This is a genomic window from Variovorax sp. YR266 (assembly GCF_900107295.1).
In the GTDB taxonomy this organism is placed as follows: domain Bacteria; phylum Pseudomonadota; class Gammaproteobacteria; order Burkholderiales; family Burkholderiaceae_C; genus Variovorax.
The window spans coordinates 287,161-307,970 of the sequence record NZ_FNPM01000004.1; the positions used below are offsets into that span (position 1 = coordinate 287,161).

Genomic DNA, 20,810 nt, shown 5'->3' on the forward strand with positions numbered 1-20,810 from the left:
GCATGGAATCGTCCACCTCCCCCTCCTCTTCTCCGGCTGTGAACGCCATGGCCTCCATCGCGGCCGCGCCGCCGCCCGAGCCGAAGCGCGGCCGGTTGCACTGGCTCGCAGGCTTCGGCGTCTCCGGCCTGCTCGGCCTCGCGGTGCTGCTCTTCTGGATGCTCGCGGCGGTGTTCGGCCCCTGGCTGCTGTCGTACAGCACGGCATCCACCGGCACCTCGAACGTCTTCATGCCGATCGGCGCGGCGCATTGGCTCGGCACCGACTACCTCGGCCGCGACATGCTGGCGCGCGTGATCGAAGGAGCGCGCTACACGGTCGGCGTCGCGCTGCTCGCCACGCTCGTGGCCAGCGGCACCGGCACCGTGCTGGCGCTGCTGGCAGCAGCCAGCGGCCGCTGGATCGACGCAACGCTCAGCCGCTGCCTCGACACCCTCACGGCAATCCCGAGCAAGATGTTCGCGCTCATCATGGTGGCGGGCTTCGGCTCCTCGGTGCCAATGCTGGTCTTGACCGCGGCCATCATCTACGTGCCCGGCGCCTACCGCATCGCGCGCTCGCTGGCCGTGAACATCAACGCGCTCGACTACGTGACCGTGGCGCGCACGCGCGGCGAAGGCACGCTCTACATCATGCTGCGCGAGATCCTGCCCAACATCGTCGGCCCGATGCTGGCCGACCTGGGCCTGCGCTTCGTCTACACCGTGCTGCTGCTGGCGAGCCTGAGCTTCCTCGGCCTGGGCATACAGCCGCCGGCCGCCGACTGGGGATCGCTGGTGCGCGAGAACATCGGCGCGCTGGCCATGGGCGGCGCCTCGGTGATCGTGCCGGCGCTGGCCATCGCGAGCCTGACCATCGCGGTCAACCTCGTCATCGACAACCTGCCCGGCGGCGCCGCGCGAGAAAAAGGAACACGCTGATGGGAGCACCACTCACAGTCCAGGGCCTCAGCATCTGCGCTGGCGCCAGCACGCTGGTCGACAACCTGAGCTTCTCCGTGCAGCCCGGCGAGGTGCTGGCGCTGATCGGCGAGTCGGGCTCCGGCAAGACCACCACTGCGCTGGCGCTGATGGGCTATGCACGCCACGGCTGCCGCATCTCGGCAGGCAGGGTGCAGATCGGCGACACCGACGTGCTGGCGCTCGATGCCCGCGCACAGCGTGCGCTGCGCGGGCGCACCGTGGCCTACATCGCGCAGAGCGCGGCGGCCTCCTTCAACCCTTCGCGCACGATCATGGACCAGGTGGTCGAGCCGACCGTGATCCACGGCCTGTGCAAGCGGGCCGAAGCCGAGGCGAAAGCGGTGCAGCTGTTTCGCGAACTGGCGCTGCCCGATCCGGAAAGCATCGGCACGCGCTATCCGCACCAGGTGTCGGGCGGCCAGCTGCAGCGGCTGATGGCGGCGATGGCGCTGATCGGCGACCCCGACCTCGTGATCCTCGACGAGCCGACCACCGCGCTCGACGTGACCACGCAGATCGAAGTGCTGCGCGCCTTCCGCCGCGTGGTGCGCGAGCGCCGCGCCACCGCGGTGTACGTGAGCCACGACCTGGCGGTGGTGGCGCAGATGGCCGACCACATCCTGGTACTGCGCAACGGCCGCATGCGCGAGATGAACGCGACCGGGCGGATCCTCACCGCGCCGGCCGACGAATACACGAAGAGCCTGCTGGCCGCCGCGCGGCCGGTGCCGCGTGCTTCAGCCGGGGCAACCGACGATGGCCGCGAACTGCTGCTCGAAGTGCGCCAGCTCTCGGCCGGCTACGGCCCGGTGGATGCGCAGGGACGCCCGGCCAAGCCGATCCTGCAGGACATCGACCTGAAGCTGTACCGCGGCCAGGCAATCGGCGTGATCGGCGAATCGGGCTCGGGCAAGACCACGCTGGCGCGCGCGGTGGCGGGCCTGCTGAAGCCCAGCCATGGCAGCGTGCTGTTCCACGGCCGCGAACTGAAGCCCACGCTGCAGCAGCGCGAGCGCGACGAACTGCGCCGCATCCAGATCGTGTTCCAGATGGCCGACACGGCGCTGAACCCATCGCAGACCATCGAGCGCATCCTGGCGCGGCCGCTGGAGTTCTACAAAGGCCTGCGCGGCGAACCGCTGCAGAGGCGCATCCGCGAACTGCTGGATCTGGTGAAGCTGCCCCAGACCGTGGCCGGTCGCCTGCCGGGCGGGCTGTCGGGCGGGCAGAAGCAGCGCGTGAACCTGGCGCGCGCGCTCGCGGCCGACCCCGACCTGATCCTGTGCGACGAAGTCACATCAGCGCTCGACACCGTGGTCGGCGCGGCGGTGCTGGACCTGATGGCGGAGCTGCGGCGCGAGCTCGGCGTGTCTTACCTCTTCATCAGCCACGACCTGCACACGGTGCGCGCCGTGTGCGACGAAATCGTCGTGATGCAGCACGGCCGCAAGCTCGCGCAGGTGGCGCGCGCCGACTACGACCGCGGCCCGCACCACCCCTACTACGAGCTGCTGGCGCGCTCGGTCCCCGAGTTGCGCCAGGGCTGGCTCGACGAGATGGACCGCGCGAATCACGTGGACCGCGCCACGGCCCTCACATCATGAGAAAGACCGAAATGACACCGACCTTCCGCATCGCGCTGATTGCCGGCGACGGCATCGGCAAGGAAGTGATGCCCGAGGGCCTGCGCGTGGTGCAGGCCGCCGCGGAGCGCTTCGGCTTCGAGCTCGACTGCCGCACCATCGACTGGGCCAGCGCCGACTACTACGCAGCGCACGGCCAGATGATGCCGGACGACTGGAAGGAACAGCTCAAGGGCGTCGACGCACTGTTCTTCGGCGCCGTCGGTTGGCCCGCGACCGTGCCCGACCACGTCTCGCTCTGGGGATCGCTGCTGAAGTTCCGCCGCGAGTTCGACCAGTACATCAACCTGCGTCCGGTGCGCCTGTTCGAGGGCGTGCCCTGCCCGCTGGCCGGCCGCAAGCCCGGCGACATCGACTACCTCGTGGTGCGCGAGAACACCGAGGGCGAATACACCTCCCTCGGCGGCGTGATGTACGAGGGCACCGAGCGCGAAATCGTGATCCAGGAATCGGTCTTCTCGCGCCACGGCGCCGACCGCGTGCTGCGGTACGCCTACGAGACCGCGCGAGCGCGCAAGCGCAAGCACCTGACGGTGGCCACCAAGAGCAACGGCATCGCGATCAGCATGCCCTGGTGGGACGGACGCGCCGACGCGGTGGGCCTCGACTTTCCTGACGTGACGGTCGACAAGCAGCACATCGACATCCTGTCGGCGCGCTTCGTGCTGCAGCCCACGCGCTTCGACGTGGTGGTGGCGAGCAACCTGTTCGGCGACATCCTCTCCGACCTCGGGCCCGCGACCACCGGCACCATCGGCCTTGCGCCGTCGGCCAACCTGAACCCCGAGCGCAAGTTTCCGTCGCTGTTCGAGCCGGTGCACGGCTCGGCGCCCGACATCTACGGCCAGAACATCGCCAACCCGATCGCAATGATCTGGTCGGGCGCGCTGATGCTGGACTTCCTCACGCAGGGGCAAGGCGCGGGCCGCGCGGCGCACGACGCGATCCTGGGCGCGATAGAGGCGGTGCTGCGCGACGGTCCGCGCACGCGCGACCTCGGCGGCTCGGCAAGCACCACCGAAGTGGGCATCGCGATTGCAGAGCGCGTCGCGGCGGCCTGAAGAAAGACTTTTCGACCATGACGACACTCGAACTCGAACACAAAGACCTGATGCCCGGCCGCCAGCTCATCGGCGCCGATTGGCGCGAGGCCGGCGACGCCCGCCGCCTCGACGTGACCAACCCCGCCACCGACGCCGTCTTCGCGAGCGTGCCCGACGGCACGGCCGCCGACGCACGCGCAGCCGTCGATGCCGCGCACGCGGCCTTCCCCGCATGGCGTGCGGTGCCTGCCAAGCAGCGCGCGCAGATCCTCAAGCGCTGGAACGACCTGATGCTGGCGCATCAGCAAGACCTGGGCCGCCTGGTCTCGCGCGAACAGGGCAAGCCGTTGGCCGAGGGGATCGGAGAGATCGCCTACGCGGCCAGCTACGTCGAGTGGTTTGCCGAAGAGGCCACGCGCGCCAACGGCGAAGTGATTCCCACGCCGGTAACGGGCCGCCGCATGCTGGCATTGAGGGAGCCGGTGGGCGTGGTCGCGGCGATCACGCCGTGGAATTTTCCGGCGGCCATGATCGCGCGCAAGATCGCGCCGGCCCTCGCGGCGGGCTGCACGGTGGTGTGCAAGCCGGCCGAAGACACGCCGCTGACCTCGCTGGCCCTCGTGAAGCTGGCGCAGGAAGCGGGCGTGCCTGCCGGCGTACTCAACATCGTGACCGCATCGCGCGAACGCACGCCCGAGGTGGTGGACGTGTGGCTGGCCGACGCGCGCGTGCGCAAGATCAGCTTCACCGGCTCGACGCCTGTGGGCAAGCACCTGGCGCGGGCTTCGGCCGACACGCTGAAGAAGCTCTCGCTCGAGCTCGGCGGCAATGCGCCCTTCATCGTGTTCGACGACGCCGACATCGACGCCGCGGTGGAAGGCCTGATGGCCTCCAAGTTCCGCAACGGCGGCCAGACCTGCGTGTGCCCGAACCGCGTGTTCGTGCAGGCCCGGGTGCACGATGCATTCGTCGACAAACTGGCCGCGCGGGTCGGTGCGCTGCGCGTGGGCCCGGCTACCGAGCCAGACTCGCAGATCGGCCCGATGATCAACGCGCGCGCGGTCGACAAGATCGAGCGCCATGTGCGCGACGCCGTCTCCAGGGGCGCGCGCATCGTGGTCGGCGGCGAGCGGCTACGCAATGCGCGCTGCGACGGCCCCAACTACTACGCGCCCACCGTGCTGGTGAATGCCGACTCAACGATGGAATGCAGCTGCGAGGAAACCTTCGGCCCCGTGGTGCCCGTCATGCGCTTCGAGACCGAGGCCGAAGTGATTGCCGCCGCCAACGACACGCCCTTCGGGCTCGCGGCGTACTTCTATTCGACCGACGTGCGCCGCATCTCGCGTGTGGCCGATGCACTGGAGTCGGGCATTGTCGGCATCAACGAAGGCGCTCTGGCGGCCGAGGCCGCGCCCTTCGGCGGCGTGAAGGAATCGGGCTACGGCCGCGAAGGCTCGGTGCATGGCCTGGAGGACTACATGCACATCAAGTATGTCTGCCAGGGCGGGCTGGGCTAGACGCTACCGGATCGCCTACTGGGCCAGCGCCGCCACGTCCGCGCTGCCCAGCGCGCCGCTGTAGATGCGGAAGTCGTCGATGCGCCCCTTGAGATACGAATCGCCGGAGAACTGCGAACGCCCCAGCCAGTTCTGCGTCGTCGAGCCGAGGTCGAAGGGCCCCAGGCTCATCTGCGCGTTGGAGCCGGCCTCGACGCCGTCCACGTACAAGGTGCCGAGCGCGCCGGACACGGTCACCGCAACGTGCACCCACTTGCCGGTCGGCAGCGCCGCCGATCCGTCGATCACCTGCTCGTTGTAGCCGTGGACGGTGGAGATCGCGAAACGCGGCGTGCCGCTGTTGCTGCGGGCGGTCAGCATCATGTAGCGGCGCTCGCCGGAGCCGAAGTCGAAGACCCGCGACCACGTCGCGAGGCTGTCGATGTACAACCATGCGGTGATGCTGAAGTCGGCAAGGTCTTTCGACACCACGCCCGCAGGCAGGGCGACATAGCTGCCGGCCTTGCCGTCGAGCACAACTGCATTGCCTTCGCGTCCGGCAACCCAGGCCGCGCCGCCTTGCAATGCGCTGGCGCCGAACCGGCCGGTCGCGTCGGCAGCTGTGGTGCCGCTCGTTTCATCGAACTTGAGCTGCATCAGCAGCTCGGCCTTGATCGCGGCCCTCTCTTCGTTGGAGGCAGCGCTCTCTCCCGACGCGGTTACCGCAACGATCACGTAGTACCAGACTTCTCCGGCAACGACGCTGCTGTCCGTGAACGTGAGCGTGTCGGTGATGTCCGGGGCGATGGTGGCGTACGGCCCGCCCGCGGTGCTCGCGCGCTTGACCGAATAGCTCTGCGCGTCGGGGCAGCCCCACCATGACAGCACCACCTGCGTGCCGCGCACCCGGGCCGTGAGCCCGCTCGGCTTTCCCGGTGCCGCGAGCGGATCGCGCGTGAAGGTCAGCGTGCCGAAGCCCAACTGGTCGCCGTTGCCACCGTCCCCCTCAGGGTACATCTGCGCGACCTGCAGGGCGGTGTAGGGCGTCGCGATGCCCAGGCGATTCGCGTAGTGGTTGTGCACGCTTTCCCATATGCCGCGCCGGTGCCCCTGGCCGGCAGTCGACAGCACCGACTGCGTGCCCTGCTTGTTGATGTTGGTGAAGAAGGGCACGGTGTAGAAGTCGCCGTTGCTGTCGCGCAGGTTGGACTTCGCCACGTACTCGGCGCCGGCGAGAAAGCGGTTGTTCTCGTAGCCGTATGTGTCGTCGCCCTGGTTCCACGCCATTTCGTGGAACGCGCCCGCCAGGCCGATGCCCAGGGTGCAGTGCCCCTGGTCGCGCCCGCTCTCCTGCCACTGGCCGAGGTAGCCCGGATGCACCTGGTAGACCGCCTCCAGGCCGGCCCCGTTGCCCTGGCCGGTCTTGTAGTAGCTCATCGCCTCGTCGTAGATGTCCTGCCGGTCGCACAGCACGCCGATGGCCAGCATCGCGGCCAGGGTGCACTGGTCCCAGTTGGCCCAGTAGTTGGTGATCTGGGCGCCGTTGTGGTTGGTCAGGAAGCTGTGGTTCAGCGGATAGAACACGGTGAGCATCATGTTCTGGAAGCGCGCGAAATCGGCGGCCGCCCAGCCCTCGTAGGTGCGCATGATCTCGGCCGCATTGGCGAACTGGTAGCCGTAGATGCCGGCGGCCAGGAAGCGGTCCGCATTGCCGGTGAGCGTGGTCAGCGTGGACGACCATTCGTTCAGGAAGACCACGGCCAGATCGGCATAGCGCGTGTCCTGCGAGACCTTCCAGCGCAGGGCCAGTTGATAGGCGCGCGCGATGTCGATGTACATCTGCGCGAAGTTGGAGTCGTCGCCGCCGCGGATCACGGTGGCCAGCGGGCGCGGCTTCGCACCAAGCTGCGCGCGGCCATTGCCCGTCAATGCGTTCCAGCCGTCGAGCCAGGGTTGCGCCTTGTCATTGACCTTCTGGCGCATGCGCTCGAAGTCGGCTTCGGTGTGCAGCAGGCCGGGGTGGACGAACTTGCGCGCCTCCACGGATGGAGTCGTCGATTCGGGGACAACGACATCGGCAACGGCCACTGCATCGGCCGACGTCGCCGCGGCCGTTCCCTGCTGTGCGGCGCCAGAGCCCGCCGCCATCGAGAAACCACCGCCTCCCCCACCGCCGCAAGCTGTTGTTCCCAATGCGAGGGCGCTTGCCGTGCCAAGAAAAAATACGCGGCGGTCCAGGGAGAAGCCGTTCTTGTCGTCCAACGAATTTGCCATCTGCCGAATTTTTGTAAAAATTTAATTCAGCAACATGCATGCCATTCGCTTTGCGCCGTGCAAACGCGTGCCATTGGTAGCACGGATGAATGCATTCGGCCTGGATTGCGTTGGCGAATCGCGCAATCCCATGACATTGATGTCACAGGCGGCTTGCGACGGCGCCAGAAATGTCGGCTATCGAAGAAGGCGGCCGGGCGCGAACGGCAGCGGATCGATGTCGCAAGGCTCGCCGTGCATCAGCGATGCCAGCAGGCGGGCCGTTCCCGGACCGGTGTTGAAGCCGATGTGCTGATGGCCGAATGCAAGCCACAGGCCGGGACGCTGTGGGCATTCGCCGACGATCGGCCGGCTGTCCGGCAATGTGGGCCGGCTTCCCATCCAGGCCTCCGGTTCGAGGCGGCTGTCCAGCGGGAAAGCTTCGCGTGCCGCGCGTTCCGCAAGTTCGAGTTGAACGAGGTTCTTCGGCGCATCGCGCTGCGCGAGCTGCACGCCGGTGGAAAGCCGCAGGCCCTGCTCCATGGGCGACAGCACATAGGCGCCGCCGGTGTCGTACACGGGTCGTCCGAGCGAGGCGTTGCCCACCGCGCTGTAGTGCATGTGATAGCCGCGCTCGAACGCCATCGGCACGGAAATGCCGAGCGACTTCTTCGCGAACTCCCGGGTCCACGGCCCCAGTGCGAGCACGACCTTCGACGCCTCGTGCACCGCGCCGCCCTCCTCGCGGAGCTGCCAGGCATCGGCTGAATCGGAGTAGCCGATCCCGCTGATCGACGCCTGCCTGATCTGCCCTCCGCGCGAGACGAAAAGCCTGGCGTACGCCTCCACGACGCGGCCCGGGCTGTCCACTGAATCGGTGTCCTGGATCCACAGCGCGCGCGGAAAGAGAGGCTTCAGATGAGGCTCGAGGTCCGAGAGCTCTTTCGCATCCAGCACGCGCGTGGCGACGCCGAAGCGATCGAAGGTCTCGCGCGAAAGACGGCTGCCGGCAAAGCCTTCTTCGCTGCGGTAGAGAAACAGCCACCCGTTGGTGCGCAGGCGATGCGCCGCCCCTGCTTCGACGAGCAGGCGCCGGTGTTCCGACGTCGAGAGCCTGATCAGCGCATCCAGCGCGGTAGTGGTCTCCTGGAACACGCTGGCGCGCGCGCTGGCGAGAAAGCGCACGGCCCACGAAAGATTCATCGCAAGGAACGCGGGGTCGTAGCGAAAGCTCGCCGCGGTGTTCTTCAACAGCTTCGGCAGTACCGACCACAGCCCGGGATGATTGAACGGCATCAGCGAGCTGCGTGCGATCACCCCGGCGTTGCCATACGAGGTCTCGCGGCCCGGGGCAGTGCGGTCGAACAGCGTGACCTCATGCCCTCTGCGTTGAAGCTCGAGGGCGCACGACACGCCGACGATGCCGGCGCCCAGAATGGCAACAGTGTTCTTGTTCATTCCCTCGATTTTCGTCGGCGGCGAGGGCCAGGCCTGGTACGCGACGTCCCCGGCCTGCAGATGGACGGATCGATCAGGCGTGCGCAGGCTCGCCCTTGGGCCTTGGCGCGGGAGCGAACGACGCCACGCCCAGGCCCTGGTAGTAGTGGCCGACCTTGGTCGCAAGGAACTGCCCGAGCGGCGCCTGCTCCTGCCCGACGAAACCGTGCGCGGGAAGCTGGCCCTGCCGCAGCAGTTCGAACACGCCGACGACGCCGGCGGCCGTGGTCAGCTCGATGGCGGTGCGGTCCTTGCCGCGCAGCGGCGCTCCGAACACGCGCCCGACGCGCGTCTCCTGCTCGAAGCGGCCATTGCGCATGCCCGAGGCCGATGCAAACAGGATCACCACGTCTTCGCGGCTGTGCGGCACTGCATGCTCGAGCACCTGGCGCAGCAGGTCGCGCCGCTCGATCAGGCGCAGGTCGTGCAGCAGGAAGTTCATCGCGTCGCGATGGCCGGGATAGCGGATGGTCTTGTAGTCGAGATTGCGGACCTTGCCTTCGAGCGTCTCGCACAGCGTGCCCAGGCCGCCTGAGGTGTTGAAGGCCTCGAAGGCTTCGGCATCGAGCGTGAAGGTCTCGTGCCCTTCCATCGGCTGCACCGACACCAGCTGGCCGTTCACGATGGCGTCGCACGGGTTGCAGTACTCGTTGATGACGCCGTCGATGCTCCAGGTGAAGTTGTAGCGCAGGCTGTTGGTGGCATTGCGCGTGAGTGCGCCCACCCGCAGGCGCAGGTCGTAGAGCTCGTCGAAGCGGCTTGCGAGGTAGCCGCCGAGCATGCCGATCACGCCGGGCGCCAGGCCGCTCTGGGGCATGAGGACCGAGGTCGCCGTCTTCGAGATCTCGCGGATGGCCTTGGTTGCCGCCACGTCCTCTGTCAGGTCGAAGTAATGCACGCCGCATGCAGCAGCCTCGGTGGCCACGCGCTGCGCGAGGAAGAACGGCAGGCAGTTGATCACCACCGAGTGCGCGCGCAACGTGGTGCGCAGGTCTTCGGTGCTCTCCACGTCGAGCGCGATGCGCTGCACCAGCGGGTCGTTTTCGTCGCCGCGGCCCGGCCTCACGTCGGCCAGCGTCACGGGCAGGCGGTGGTATTCCGCAATCATGTCGGCCACGGTGCTGCCGACCTTGCCGGCACCCAGAACCAGGACTTTCTCGATCTTCACTTTGGTCATTTCATTTCTCCTGCGGGGCACCGTTGCCCTGTAAAAGAACTGTAAAAGTGAGTCCTGGCAGTTGATAGAGAGCAGATCGGCGAAAGGGCTGCGCGCTTCGTCGATACGACGACGCCGTTCGTCAGCTTGGCCTGTCGGCACAGGGGCAATGACTTCCAGGCCTGAAGTCGCCGCGCGCAACGAAGCGCCGCATGCCCGGCCTAAACCGTCGAAACGACGCGGCAGACTGCATATCGCCGAAGACTCTGACGGTATGACGAGAGAAATCCGTCGTCCTGACGATGTGCCGCGTTGCTTGTGACAGTCCGCACTTCTAGACTCGGACTCGGGCTGGGAAGCGATACTTTCCTTTTCTTTTTATGGCGAGCTTCTTGCTTGGAGTGAACGTGCTTACCAAACGAATCCTTTTCCGTGCCCTCGTGGCTGTGACAACCGTCTGCGCGCTGGGCTCGGCCTTTGCGCAGGAATCAGCAGAAAGCTCGCTGGCCCGGGTGCAGCGCACCAAGGTATTGCGCGTCGGCGCCGTCGCAGGCGCCATTCCGTATTTCGCCAAGGACATCACCACCGGCAAGTGGGAAGGCTTCGGCCCCGACTTCGCGGAAAGCCTGGGGCAGAAGCTCGGCGCCAAGGTCGAATACGTCGAGACCACGTGGGGCAACGCGGTGCTCGACCTGCAGTCCAACAAGATCGACGCCATGTTCGGCATGGCCCCCACGCCGGCCCGCAAGGAAGTGGTGGGCTTCTCCGACACGCTCTTCGACAACACCTACACGGTGGTGTGCAAGAAGGGCATTCCGCAGAAGACCTGGGAGCAGCTGAACTCGCCCGACATGAAGATCGTGGTGGACGTCGGCTCCAGCCACGACCAGCTGGCAACGCGCGTGCTGCCCAAGGCCGATGTCTCGCGCCTGGAAAACTCCGGCGCCGCCACGATGTCGCTGCAGGCCGGCCGCTCCGATTGCCAGGTGCTGGTGATCCTGCTGGCCCAGCCGCTGCTCGCCAAGCGCGGCTCCATCGGCACCATGTACATCCCGCAGCCGGTCTACACCGCGCCGGTGAGCATCGGCCTGCGCAAGGAAACCGACACCGGCATGCAGAAGGCCGTCAACGCCTGGCTGGCCGATGTCCGCGCGAAGGGCGAAGTCCGCAGCGTCATCCTGAAGAACATGGAGAAACTCGCGGGCGTGCCCGCCAGTGCCTTCCCGCCCGAAATCAAGTTCTGAGGACGCCCCGATGGACAGCGTGGAATCTTCGAGCGAGCCGAAGAGCCGCTCCCAGCTCGGCACGGCCCTGCTGATCGTCCTGGCCCTGGCGGGCGCCTGGGCGGCCCTGAAGCACTTCTCGGGCGGAGCCCTGGGAGGCGGTGCAGGCAGCTACGACTGGGACTTCGGCGTGCTCTGGAAATACCGCAGCCTGCTGGTGTCGGGCCTGCTCTACACCCTGCTCTTCACGGTGATCTGCGTGGTGCTGGGGCTGTTCGTCGGCCTGGTGACGGGCCTGGGCCGGCTGTCGAGCAACCCGCTCATCACCGCGCCGCTGCGCGCCTACATCGAAGTCTTCCGCTGCACGCCGGTGCTGGTGCAGCTCGTGTGGTTCTACTACGCGCTGCCGGTGCTGACCGGGCTCGAGATGTCGGCGGTCGTGGCCGCCACGCTGTGCCTGTCGCTCTACGGCGGGGCCTTCTATTCGGAGATCGTGCGCGGCGGGATCATCTCGATCGACGCCGGCCAGACCGAAGCCGCCAAGGCGCTGGGCATGACGCGGCTGCAATTGCTGCGGCGCGTGATCCTTCCGCAGGCGTTCAAGAAGATGGTGCCGCCGCTGATGAACCAGTCGATCATGCAGCTGAAGAACACCTCGCTGCTGTCGGTGCTGGCCGTTCCCGACCTGCTCTACCAGGGCCAGGTCATCGCGCACGACACCTACCGGCCGCTGGAGCTCTACACCTTCATCGCGATCGCGTACTTCGCGGTTCTGCTGCCCATCACGATCTGGGCCAAGCGCATGGAATTCGGCTCCGGCCCGAAAGAGGTTTGACATGGCCAGCCCCCTGATCGAAATCGCCAACCTGAAGAAGGCCTTCGGGCAGAACGTCGTGCTGAAAGACATCTCGCTGCAGATCGAACGCGGCCAGGTGGTCGCGATGATCGGGCCCTCGGGCTCGGGCAAGTCGACGCTGCTGCGATGCATCAACCTGCTGTCGATACCGAACGCCGGGCGCATCACGGTCGGCGAGCAGACCATCGAGTTCGACGGCGCGCGCACCACGCTGCCCAGCGAGCGCAGCCTTGCGCGCTTCCGGGCCTCGACCGGCATGGTGTTCCAGCACTTCAACCTCTTCCCTCACATGACCGCGCTGCGCAACGTGATGGAAGGACCGGTCACCGTGCTGAAGACGCCCAAGGCGCAGGCCGAGGCCGAGGCGCGCGCGCTGCTGGCGAAGGTCGGCCTGCTCGACCGGGCCGACTACTACCCGGACAAGCTGTCGGGCGGACAGAAGCAGCGCGTTGCGATCGCGCGTGCGCTGGCGATGAAGCCCACGGTGATGCTGTTCGACGAAGCGACCTCCGCGCTCGACCCGGAACTGGTCGGCGAAGTGCTCAACGTCATCAAGGGCTTGGCCCGCGAAGGCATGACGATGATCCTCGTGACGCACGAGATCGGCTTTGCGCGCGAAGTGGCCGACCAGGTGATCTTCATGCGCGACGGCGTCGTCGCCGAATGCGGCCCGCCGGGCGTGGTGATCGACAACCCGCAGCAGGAATCGACGCGCGCCTTCCTCGGGCGCTTCAAGGCTTCGTCGGAAGCCGCCAGCAGCAGCAACGTCGTCACGGCCGTGGCGTAAGCGGGCGATGGTCCCCGCCATCGAGATCTCAGCGTACGACGGCCGCGACGCGGCGGCACAATCCACTCATTTCCGCTGCAGGGCCGCCATGGACCTACGACTCGACGACCTGGACCGTCACCTGTTGACGCTGCTGCAAGCCAACGCCCGCGAGCCCGCCGCCAACCTCGCGCGCAAGCTCAAGGTCGCCAGGACCACCGTGGTCGCACGCATCGCGCGGCTGGAGCGCGATGGCATCGTCTCGGGGTACGGGGTGCGCCTCGGCCAGCGGCTGGAGCAGGCTGCGGTGCGGGCCTTCTGCGGCCTCAGCGTCAATGCGAAGAGCGCCCCCGTGATCATCAAGGCGCTCGGGCGTTTGCCCGAAGTGGAAGAAGTGTGGGCCGTGAGCGGCCAGTTCGACTACATGGTCCTGCTCCGGTGCAGCAGCCCCGAACAGCTCGACACCCTTCTCGACCAGATGGGACAGATTGACGGCGTCAACCAGACGCAGACCTCGATCGTGCTGAGCCGCAAGATCGATCGCCGCAGCACAGTGGAGTGACGGCAGGCCCCCACGATGACAACGACCCGCGACGCCGGTGCCTTCCTTGGCGTGCTGATGCTCGACACGCGCTTTCCGCGGCCGCCGGGCGACATCGGCAACCCTGAGACCTTCAGCCGGCACGGCATTCCAGTGCGGTTCCATGTGGTCACGGGCGCTTCGCCCGAGCGCATCGTGAAGCAGGCCGACCCTGCGCTGCTGCAGCCTTTCGTCGATGCCGCGCGGGCGATGGTCGACAAGGGCGCGGGGATGATCACGACCAGCTGCGGCTTTCTGGCCGCCTACCAGGACACGCTGGCCGACGCGGTGCCCGTTCCCGTCGTCACTTCGAGCCTGCTGCAGTGCAAGGACTTCGCGCGGCCGGGCGTCCTGACCTTCGATGCGGCTTCACTGAGCCCCGCCATCCTGGCCATGGCCGGCGTGCCGCAGGCGACGCCCGTGCAGGGCGTGGAGCCGGGGTGCGAATTCCATCGACGCATCCTCCACAACGAAACGCAGCTCGACCTCGAAGAGGCCGGCCGGAATGTGGTCGATGCCGCATGCCGCCTCGTGGAGCTGTCGCCATCGGTCGAGGACATCGTGCTCGAGTGCACCAACATGCCGCCCTACCGCGAGACGATTGCGCGCGCGACAGGGCGGCGCGTGCACGACATCGAAACGCTGCTGGTCGCGCGTTGGGCGGGGCGCGGGAAGCCCCACAGCAAGTAAAGGCGCGCCGCAAGCCGGCCGCCTCTTCCACCCCCTGAATTCCTGACTGCGGGCACGCCATCGGCGGCAGCCCGGGCAGCGCCAACGGCCGAATTGCGCCACCAATACAGCCCCCACTTTGGTGCCAATACAGTTATTTATAACGATTTGAACCGTAAATGGAATGCCTTCGACAAGGCACCGTACGATCCGCTCGGCTTCAATTGTTTTTATTCTTCAATCTTCTTTTAGAGCAAATCCGGACAATTAATCCTTTTTATTTAATTCGACAAATCACCAATCCCGACAGGGACTTTTTTGGCCCAACTGATGCCGAAGGCTGTTTATCGCCTCGGATTTTCTTTTCTTCATATCCTGGAGATTTTATGGACAGCAATTCCGGTCGATCGATATTTCCAGCACCGCACCCCAGCATCGCGTGGATGGACGGTGAATTTGTCAATTGGGAGCAATGCACTTTGCATGTTCGCACCCAGGCTGGATTTTTTGGTGCAAACATATTCGAAGGGCTTCGGGCTTATTGGGACGAATCCACGAAAAAATCGTACATCTTCCGCCTGGACGACCATCTGAAGCGGCTCGAGCAGTCGATGAAGATCATGCGGATGAAGTCGCGCTTCGATACGCCAACGCTCCGGCAGGCGACGATCGAGCTGCTGAGCCGCTGCGAATTTCAGGCGCACGCGCAAATCAACCTGTCGACGTATTTCAGATATTCCGGCCCCGGCGAGCCGCTGGTCGCTACCGAAGACACGGGCGCGCACATTACCGCAATTCCGCTGCCGCGCTCCCCGAAGATAGAAAAAGGCGTTGCCGCTGCTATTTCCACCTGGCGCCGGATTTCCGACGACTGCATACCGCCGCGCGCCAAGGTAGCAGCCAATTACCAAAACAGCCGTCTTGCACAAAATGAAGCGCGCGATAACGGTTTTGATATCGCAATCATCCTGAATAACAGGGGCAAGGTGTCCGAAGGCCCGGCGGCGTGTCTTTTCATCATCAGGGACGGCGTCTTGATCACGCCTCCGACATTCGCCGATATCCTGGAAAGCCTGACCCGCGACACACTGATCGTGCTGGCCAGGGAGAAATTGGGGCTGCAAGTCGTGGAGCGCGAAATCGACCGCACCGAATTGCTGATTTCCGATGAAGTCCTGATGTGCGGCACCCTGTTCGAGATACTCCCCGTGACTTCCGTCGATCGCCTGCCCATCGGCGACGGCGAAGTGGGGCCCATCACCCGCCAGCTGCAGGCGCACTACCTGACGACGGTGACGGGCGGATACCCGGAATATTCGTCCTGGTGCACCGAGGTGGCCGCGCCGCCCGCGGTACTTCCGCCCAAGGTCACGCTGACCCACCAGGAGGCCATCGAATGGGTGGACAGCGCCGACAACGCCTACCCGTGGGCCAAGGCGAGCCTGGACGATTTCAGCGGCTACCTGCGGGAGCCGAGCAAGTTTCCATGCAACTTCGCACGCGCGGCGTTCCGCACGAACACGTTGCATTTCGTCTTCGCGGGCTCCGACACCGATCCGCTCGAACTCGCTCGCGTGCGCCAGGGGCTGCGCGAATACCTGAAGACGGTCTCGGTGATGACGGGGATCGAGGAATCCATGAACGTGCTGGTGATCCTGTTCAAGCCCGAAGCACAGGAGCGGGCGCTCGATCACTACCACCAGACCGCCTGGCACGTGATGCAGGACTGGGTCGACAACGATCCCGAACCGTGGCCGCCCGAGATCCCCACCGACCCCGAGCAGCCGTTCTGGAGCCTGTGCTTCGCGGGCGTTCCGCTCTTCATCAACGTCAGTGCGCCGGCGCACCGGCACCGCAAGAGCCGCAATCTCGGTCGATCGCTGGCCATGGTCACGCAGCCGCGGGCGGGCTTCGACCTGCTCGCCGGCCCCACGCCGGAAGGCGACAAGGTGAGGCAGCGAATCCGCCGGCAGGTGGAGCTGTACGACGGGCAGCCGGCGCCGGACGTCGTCGGCACCTACCACCGGGGCGACCTCGAGTGGAAGCAGTACGTCTTCACGGACACCAACGACGAGAAGCTGACCCGCTGCCCGCTGCACATCGACGCCGCAGCACCCACGCAGCAACGCCGCACGGGCTGAAGAAAAAAGGAGAACGAATTGAACGGTTCCGATGTCATTTGCGAAACCTTGATCGCCTCGGGCGTCGAGGTGTGTTTTGCCAACCCGGGAACCTCCGAGCTCCACCTCGTGGCCGGCATGGAGCGCCGGGCGGACCTGCGCTGCGTGCTGGGCCTTTTCGAAGGCGTGGTCACGGGCGCGGCCGACGGCTATGGGCGCATGACCGACAAGCCCGCCGCGACCCTGCTGCACCTGGGCCCGGGCCTGGGCAACGGGCTGGCGAACCTTCACAACGCCAGGCGCGCCAGGACTCCCATCGTCAACATCGTCGGCGACCATGCGACGCACCACCTGCCCTTCAACGCTCCGCTGACCTCCGACATCGAAAGCCTCGCCAGGCCGATGTCGAACTGGTACGGACGCATCGGCTCCGTGCATGACATTGCCTCGAGCGTTTCCGACGCGTGCCGGGCAGCCAGGTCGCTGCCCGGTGTCGCCACGCTGGTCGTGCCCGCGGAAGTCACCTGGGGCGATGCCGACCCGGTGCAGCCACCGAGTCTCACAAGATTCGCAGACTCACCGCCGCCTCCCGATCGCGAGAAGGAACAGCGGGCAGTGGCCCTGCTGCGCAGCAACCGGAAGACGGCGTTGTTTCTCGGTGGCCGCGCACTGCGGCAGGAAACCCTTGCGCTCGCTTCCGAGATCGCGAGCAAGACCGGCGCCAGCCTGCTGGCCCCCTTTGCGAATGCGCGCATGGCACGCGGGGCAGGAAGGCCCGCCGTGCCGCGCGTGGCCTACGCGACGGACCTGGCCGTGGCCCAGCTGGGGCAGTTCGATGCGATCGTCATGATCGGCGCCGAGCGGCCGGTGGCATTCTTTGCGCATCCGGGCATGCCGAGCCGCCTGCTTCGCGACGATTGCGAAGTGATCGAGCTGTGCGAACCGGGGGGCGATGTTGCTGCGGCCATCGAAGGTCTCGCGGAATACTTCGCTTCGGCCCGGTTGGCCCTGGACGAGCCCCCGCCCGCAAGACGCCGCGACCAGCCACATCTTCCACTAGGCCCACTCACGAACGAAGCGCTCGCGGAGCTGATTGCCCGGCTGCTGCCGGACAACGCCATCGTCTGCGACGAGGCCCTGTCTTCCGTGACGCAGCTTTTTGCCAAGTCGTACGACGCGGCACCGCACGACTGGCTGCAGATTACCGGCGGCTCGATCGGCATCGGGATTCCGCTCGCAACGGGCGCTGCCATCGCCTGCCCCGACAGAAAGGTGATCACGCTTCAAGCCGACGGCAGCGGCATGTACACGCTGCAGGGGCTGTGGACGCAGGCGCACGAGAACCTCGATGCGATCACGATCGTTCTGGCCAACAGGAAGTACGCGCTGCTGATCGACGAGATGCGGCGCATGGGCGTGAAGCCCCCCGAACACCAGACGCGCGGCAGCTTCGACCTCACCGATCCCATTCTCGATTGGGTCTCGCTGGCAAAAGGCATGGGCGTGGAAGCCGCGCGTGCTTCCACGGCGGAAGAGTTCATCAAGGTCTTCGTCGGCGCGCTGAAGCGCAAGGGGCCTTTTCTGATCGAGGCGGTCCTCTCATGAGAACGCGCTCATAGCGCGGACAGGAACTGCCAGAACCTGTCCGTGTCGCAATAGGCCACGTTGAAACGGAACCAGGCGCTGGCGGTGTCCGATGCGCTGAAGTACATGCCCGGGGCGAGCCAGATGCCCTGCCTGAGTGCGCGTGCCGTCACTTCCCTGGCCTCGGCAGGATCGATCGGCAGGCGCCCCCAGAGAAAAAGGCCTCCGCGCGGGCGATGGAACAGTTCCACGCCGGCAGCGCAGAGCTTTCGCTCGATCTGCGTGTGCACATCCGCCAGGCGATGGCGCAGCCGTTCGAGATGCTGGCGATAGGCGCTGTCGACAAGAATCTGGTGAACGGCCTTTTCCGTGACCGCGGAAGAAGTGAGCCCCGTGACCATCTTCAGGTGCACCAGCGCTTCGAGGGTGGCCGCATCGGCCGCGATGAAGCCCACGCGCAGCAGCGGCGAAATGGTCTTTGAGAATCCGCCGATGTGGATGACCGGCCCGAGGCCCGCCATGGCGGCCAGCATCGGTGCGTCGGGCGGAGCGAGCCCCCGGCTCACGTCGTTCTCGACGATGAGCATCTGCGTGCGCTGCGCAATCTGGAGCACCTTGTAGGCCATCGGCAAGGTGATCGACGTGCCCGTGGGGTTGTGCAGCGCGGAGCTCACGAAGAGGGCCTTGGGCTTGTGCTTCTGCACCAGGGCCTCCAGCACGTCGGTGTCCAGGCCGGCCGGCGTGCGAGGCACGAACAGCAGTTGCACGCGCGCCAGCTTCAGCCGTTCGAGCAGGTTGCAATAGCAGGGGTCCTCGACCACGACGACGTCGCCTGGCTTGAGGAGAAAGCGGATGACGAGGTCGATGGCCTGCGTGGCGCCCTGCGTGATCAGCACCGAGTTGATGTCGGCAGGCACGCCGAAGCGCGCCAGCTCGAAGGCCACGCGCGACCGCAGGCTGGCATCGCCGAAGGGCTGGCCGTACCCGCCGACCTGGCTCTTCATGGTGCGGCTCAGCGATCGCAGGGCCCGGCCGAATTCGATGCCGTCGAGCCAGCCCGATGGAAGCCACCCGCAGCCGGCCTTGATGGACGCCGTCTGGTCGGAGAACACCTCCGACAGGAGCCACGCATCGTTGGGGCCGGACGGTGGCACGCGCAGCTGCGGTGCAGGCTCCATCGTGACCTGGCTCGCCACGATGAATCCGGCGCCGGGGCGCGACGCGATCATGCCGAGCGACACCAGCCGCTGGTACGCCTGTGCAATGGTGAAGGTGCTGAGCTGCAGATGCATTGCCATCTGCCGCACGGATGGCAGCTTCTCGCCGGACAGAATCCTGCGCTGCCCGATCGCCTCGGCAATGCCGTCCACAAGCTGGCTGACCAGCGAGCTTGCGCGGCCTTTGCGGCGATCGATGGAGAGCTTCAACCCATGGTCGCTCAGCTCCACTGCGTCCCCACCGGCCATGGCTTGCGCGCAGCGCCGGGGTTCGAGCACAGCCTGCTCAAGGCTTCGCCGCCATTGGAGCGAACTGCTGCTTTGCACGTTTGTCGAGCGCCTGGAAATTGGCACCAAATGCAGGGCGCGGCAGATAGCGGCCCGCGCCCCGCTCTGCGCGCAGGTCACCGTTGGCATACACCACGCGCCCCTGGCTGACCGTGTGCGTCGGAATGCCGCGCACGGTGCGTCCTTCGAAGATGTTGAAGTCGCCCCTGGAGTGCTGCGTTGCCGCCGAAAGGGTCTTGGAGGCCTGCGGGTCCCACAGCACGAGGTCGGCATCGGCCCCCTGGGCGATCAGGCCCTTGCGGGGATACAGGTTGAAGAGCCTGGCCGCATTGGTCGATGTGACGGCGACGAATTCGCTGGGCGTCAGCCGACCGGAGTTGACGCCGGCATCCCAGATCACGGCCATGCGTTCCTCGATGCCGCCGCAGCCGTTCGGTATCTTGGCGAAGTCGTCCTTTCCGGCGGCCTTCTGGGTCGCGCAGAAGGTGCAGTGATCGGTCGCGGTGGTCTGCAGGCTGCCCGACTGGAGGCCGCGCCACAGAAACTCCTGGTGCGCCTTCGAGCGGAATGGCGGGCTCATCACGTGTGCGGCAGCGCTGGCAAAGTCTGGCGCGCGATAGACGCTCTCCTCGACCACCAGGTGGCCTGCAAGGACTTCGCCGTAGACCCGTTGCCCGGCCGCGCGGGCGCGCGCAATTGCGTCGGCGGCCTCCATGCAGGACACGTGCACGACGTACAGGGGAACGCCCAGCACGTCGGCGATGGCAATGGCCCGCTGGGCCGCCTCGGCCTCGACCGCGGGCGGGCGCGACCGCGGGTGGCCCTCGGGTCCGGTTACGCCCTTGCGGGCCAGCTCCTGCTGGAGAAAGTAGACAAGCTCGCCGTTCTCGGCATGCACCGTGGGCATGGCACCGAGTTCGAGTGCGCGGCGAAAGCTCTTCACCAGGATCTCGTCGTCGCACATGATGGCGTTCTTGTAGGCCATGAAGTGCTTGAAGCTGCTCACGCCTTCTTCATTCACCAGGGTGCCCATGTCGCGGTGCACGCTCTCGTCCCACCAGGTGATGGCGACGTGGAAGCCGTAGTCCGCGGCGGACTTGCGCGCCCATTCCCTCCAGGTGCCATAGGCTTCCATCAGGGACTGCTGCGCGTTGGGGATCACGAAGTCGAGGATGGTCGTGGTCCCGCCGGCCAGGCCCGCGGCCGTGCCGGTGAAGAAATCGTCCATCGTGACCGTGCCCATGAACGGCAGCTGCATGTGCGTGTGAGGGTCGATGCCGCCGGGCAGCACGTACTGCCCGGAAGCGTCCAGCTGCACTGCGCCGGCCGGCGCCTGGCGTGCGGCATCGGCGCCGATGGCGGCAATCTGCCCTTCGACGCACAGCACGTCGGCTGTGAACTCCCGGTCGGCGTTGACGACGATCCCGCCTCGGATCAAGAGCGCGTTCGTCATG

The 20,810-nt window shown here is 66.4% G+C and carries 16 protein-coding genes; 11 read left to right on the forward strand and 5 right to left on the reverse strand.

The window, feature by feature from the left end; genetic code table 11:
* Positions 1 to 2: 2 nt before the first annotated feature.
* The 4 genes from BLW48_RS13240 to BLW48_RS13255 are packed head-to-tail and all read left to right on the forward strand — an operon-like array spanning position 3 to position 5,168.
* Positions 3 to 920, forward strand: coding sequence for an ABC transporter permease (locus BLW48_RS13240; RefSeq protein WP_093175314.1), 918 nt, complete (start codon positions 3 to 5; stop codon positions 918 to 920).
* Positions 920 to 2,566, forward strand: coding sequence for an ABC transporter ATP-binding protein (locus BLW48_RS13245; protein WP_093175316.1), 1,647 nt, complete (start codon positions 920 to 922; stop codon positions 2,564 to 2,566). The genes BLW48_RS13240 and BLW48_RS13245 overlap by 1 nt, the downstream gene beginning before the upstream one ends.
* A gap of 11 nt (positions 2,567 to 2,577) precedes the next feature.
* Complete coding sequence (locus BLW48_RS13250; protein WP_093076886.1) at positions 2,578 to 3,666, forward strand: tartrate dehydrogenase; 1,089 nt, start codon at positions 2,578 to 2,580, stop codon at positions 3,664 to 3,666.
* Between the two features lie 17 nt (positions 3,667 to 3,683).
* Positions 3,684 to 5,168 (forward strand): NAD-dependent succinate-semialdehyde dehydrogenase, encoded by a 1,485-nt coding sequence (locus tag BLW48_RS13255; RefSeq protein WP_093175319.1) that lies wholly within the window; start codon positions 3,684 to 3,686, stop codon positions 5,166 to 5,168.
* A 15-nt stretch (positions 5,169 to 5,183) separates the two neighbouring features.
* Here BLW48_RS13255 and BLW48_RS13260 read toward each other — a convergent pair whose 3' ends face one another.
* The 3 genes from BLW48_RS13260 to BLW48_RS13270 form a co-directional block, all read right to left on the reverse strand.
* Positions 5,184 to 7,421, reverse strand: a complete 2,238-nt coding sequence (locus BLW48_RS13260; protein ID WP_093175321.1) for a LamG-like jellyroll fold domain-containing protein — start codon at positions 7,419 to 7,421, stop codon at positions 5,184 to 5,186.
* Between the two features lie 177 nt (positions 7,422 to 7,598).
* On the reverse strand, positions 7,599 to 8,858 hold the full coding sequence (locus tag BLW48_RS13265) for an NAD(P)/FAD-dependent oxidoreductase (protein WP_093175324.1): 1,260 nt from the start codon (positions 8,856 to 8,858) through the stop codon (positions 7,599 to 7,601).
* A gap of 73 nt (positions 8,859 to 8,931) precedes the next feature.
* A complete protein-coding gene (locus tag BLW48_RS13270; protein ID WP_093175327.1) occupies positions 8,932 to 10,074 on the reverse strand; it encodes a saccharopine dehydrogenase family protein in 1,143 nt (380 codons plus the stop codon).
* A 419-nt stretch (positions 10,075 to 10,493) separates the two neighbouring features.
* Between BLW48_RS13270 and BLW48_RS13275 the strand changes: the two genes are divergently transcribed.
* The 7 genes from BLW48_RS13275 (at position 10,494) to BLW48_RS13305 (ending at position 17,872) form a co-directional block, all read left to right on the forward strand.
* Positions 10,494 to 11,297: a transporter substrate-binding domain-containing protein gene (locus BLW48_RS13275; protein WP_256216757.1), complete on the forward strand. Its 804-nt coding sequence runs from the start codon at positions 10,494 to 10,496 to the stop codon at positions 11,295 to 11,297.
* Between the two features lie 10 nt (positions 11,298 to 11,307).
* Positions 11,308 to 12,111, forward strand: a complete 804-nt coding sequence (locus BLW48_RS13280) for an amino acid ABC transporter permease (RefSeq protein WP_093053866.1) — start codon at positions 11,308 to 11,310, stop codon at positions 12,109 to 12,111.
* 1 nt (position 12,112) lies between these two features.
* A complete protein-coding gene (locus BLW48_RS13285; protein ID WP_093175330.1) occupies positions 12,113 to 12,919 on the forward strand; it encodes an amino acid ABC transporter ATP-binding protein in 807 nt (268 codons plus the stop codon).
* An 88-nt stretch (positions 12,920 to 13,007) separates the two neighbouring features.
* Positions 13,008 to 13,460, forward strand: coding sequence for an Lrp/AsnC family transcriptional regulator (locus tag BLW48_RS13290; RefSeq protein WP_093053860.1), 453 nt, complete (start codon positions 13,008 to 13,010; stop codon positions 13,458 to 13,460).
* Between the two features lie 15 nt (positions 13,461 to 13,475).
* Positions 13,476 to 14,168 carry an aspartate/glutamate racemase family protein gene (locus BLW48_RS13295; RefSeq protein ID WP_093175333.1) on the forward strand — a complete coding sequence of 231 codons (693 nt, stop codon included), beginning with the start codon at positions 13,476 to 13,478 and terminating at the stop codon, positions 14,166 to 14,168.
* A gap of 365 nt (positions 14,169 to 14,533) precedes the next feature.
* Complete coding sequence (locus tag BLW48_RS13300) at positions 14,534 to 16,288, forward strand: branched-chain amino acid transaminase (protein WP_177142332.1); 1,755 nt, start codon at positions 14,534 to 14,536, stop codon at positions 16,286 to 16,288.
* 18 nt (positions 16,289 to 16,306) lie between these two features.
* Positions 16,307 to 17,872 (forward strand): acetolactate synthase large subunit, encoded by a 1,566-nt coding sequence (locus tag BLW48_RS13305; RefSeq protein ID WP_093175338.1) that lies wholly within the window; start codon positions 16,307 to 16,309, stop codon positions 17,870 to 17,872.
* Between the two features lie 8 nt (positions 17,873 to 17,880).
* On the opposite strand, the gene BLW48_RS13310 is transcribed toward BLW48_RS13305, so the two are convergent.
* Together BLW48_RS13310 and hydA are read right to left on the reverse strand one after the other, a co-directional pair.
* Complete coding sequence (locus BLW48_RS13310) at positions 17,881 to 19,347, reverse strand: aminotransferase-like domain-containing protein (RefSeq protein ID WP_256330770.1); 1,467 nt, start codon at positions 19,345 to 19,347, stop codon at positions 17,881 to 17,883.
* Positions 19,348 to 19,354: 7 nt separating this feature from the next.
* Entirely contained in the window at positions 19,355 to 20,809 is a 1,455-nt protein-coding gene (gene hydA / locus BLW48_RS13315) for a dihydropyrimidinase (protein ID WP_093175340.1), read from the reverse strand.
* Between the last annotated feature and the right edge of the window lies 1 nt (position 20,810).

Coding starts and splice junctions, on each gene's coding strand:
- BLW48_RS13240 (WP_093175314.1), top strand. CDS start 3: ATGGAATCGTCCACCTCCCCCTCCTCTTCTCCGGCTGTGAACGCCATG.
- BLW48_RS13245 (WP_093175316.1), top strand. CDS start 920: ATGGGAGCACCACTCACAGTCCAGGGCCTCAGCATCTGCGCTGGCGCC.
- BLW48_RS13250 (WP_093076886.1), top strand. CDS start 2,578: ATGACACCGACCTTCCGCATCGCGCTGATTGCCGGCGACGGCATCGGC.
- BLW48_RS13255 (WP_093175319.1), top strand. CDS start 3,684: ATGACGACACTCGAACTCGAACACAAAGACCTGATGCCCGGCCGCCAG.
- BLW48_RS13260 (WP_093175321.1), bottom strand. CDS start 7,421: ATGGCAAATTCGTTGGACGACAAGAACGGCTTCTCCCTGGACCGCCGC.
- BLW48_RS13265 (WP_093175324.1), bottom strand. CDS start 8,858: ATGAACAAGAACACTGTTGCCATTCTGGGCGCCGGCATCGTCGGCGTG.
- BLW48_RS13270 (WP_093175327.1), bottom strand. CDS start 10,074: ATGACCAAAGTGAAGATCGAGAAAGTCCTGGTTCTGGGTGCCGGCAAG.
- BLW48_RS13280 (WP_093053866.1), top strand. CDS start 11,308: ATGGACAGCGTGGAATCTTCGAGCGAGCCGAAGAGCCGCTCCCAGCTC.
- BLW48_RS13285 (WP_093175330.1), top strand. CDS start 12,113: ATGGCCAGCCCCCTGATCGAAATCGCCAACCTGAAGAAGGCCTTCGGG.
- BLW48_RS13290 (WP_093053860.1), top strand. CDS start 13,008: ATGGACCTACGACTCGACGACCTGGACCGTCACCTGTTGACGCTGCTG.
- BLW48_RS13295 (WP_093175333.1), top strand. CDS start 13,476: ATGACAACGACCCGCGACGCCGGTGCCTTCCTTGGCGTGCTGATGCTC.
- BLW48_RS13300 (WP_177142332.1), top strand. CDS start 14,534: ATGGACAGCAATTCCGGTCGATCGATATTTCCAGCACCGCACCCCAGC.
- hydA (WP_093175340.1), bottom strand. CDS start 20,809: ATGACGAACGCGCTCTTGATCCGAGGCGGGATCGTCGTCAACGCCGAC.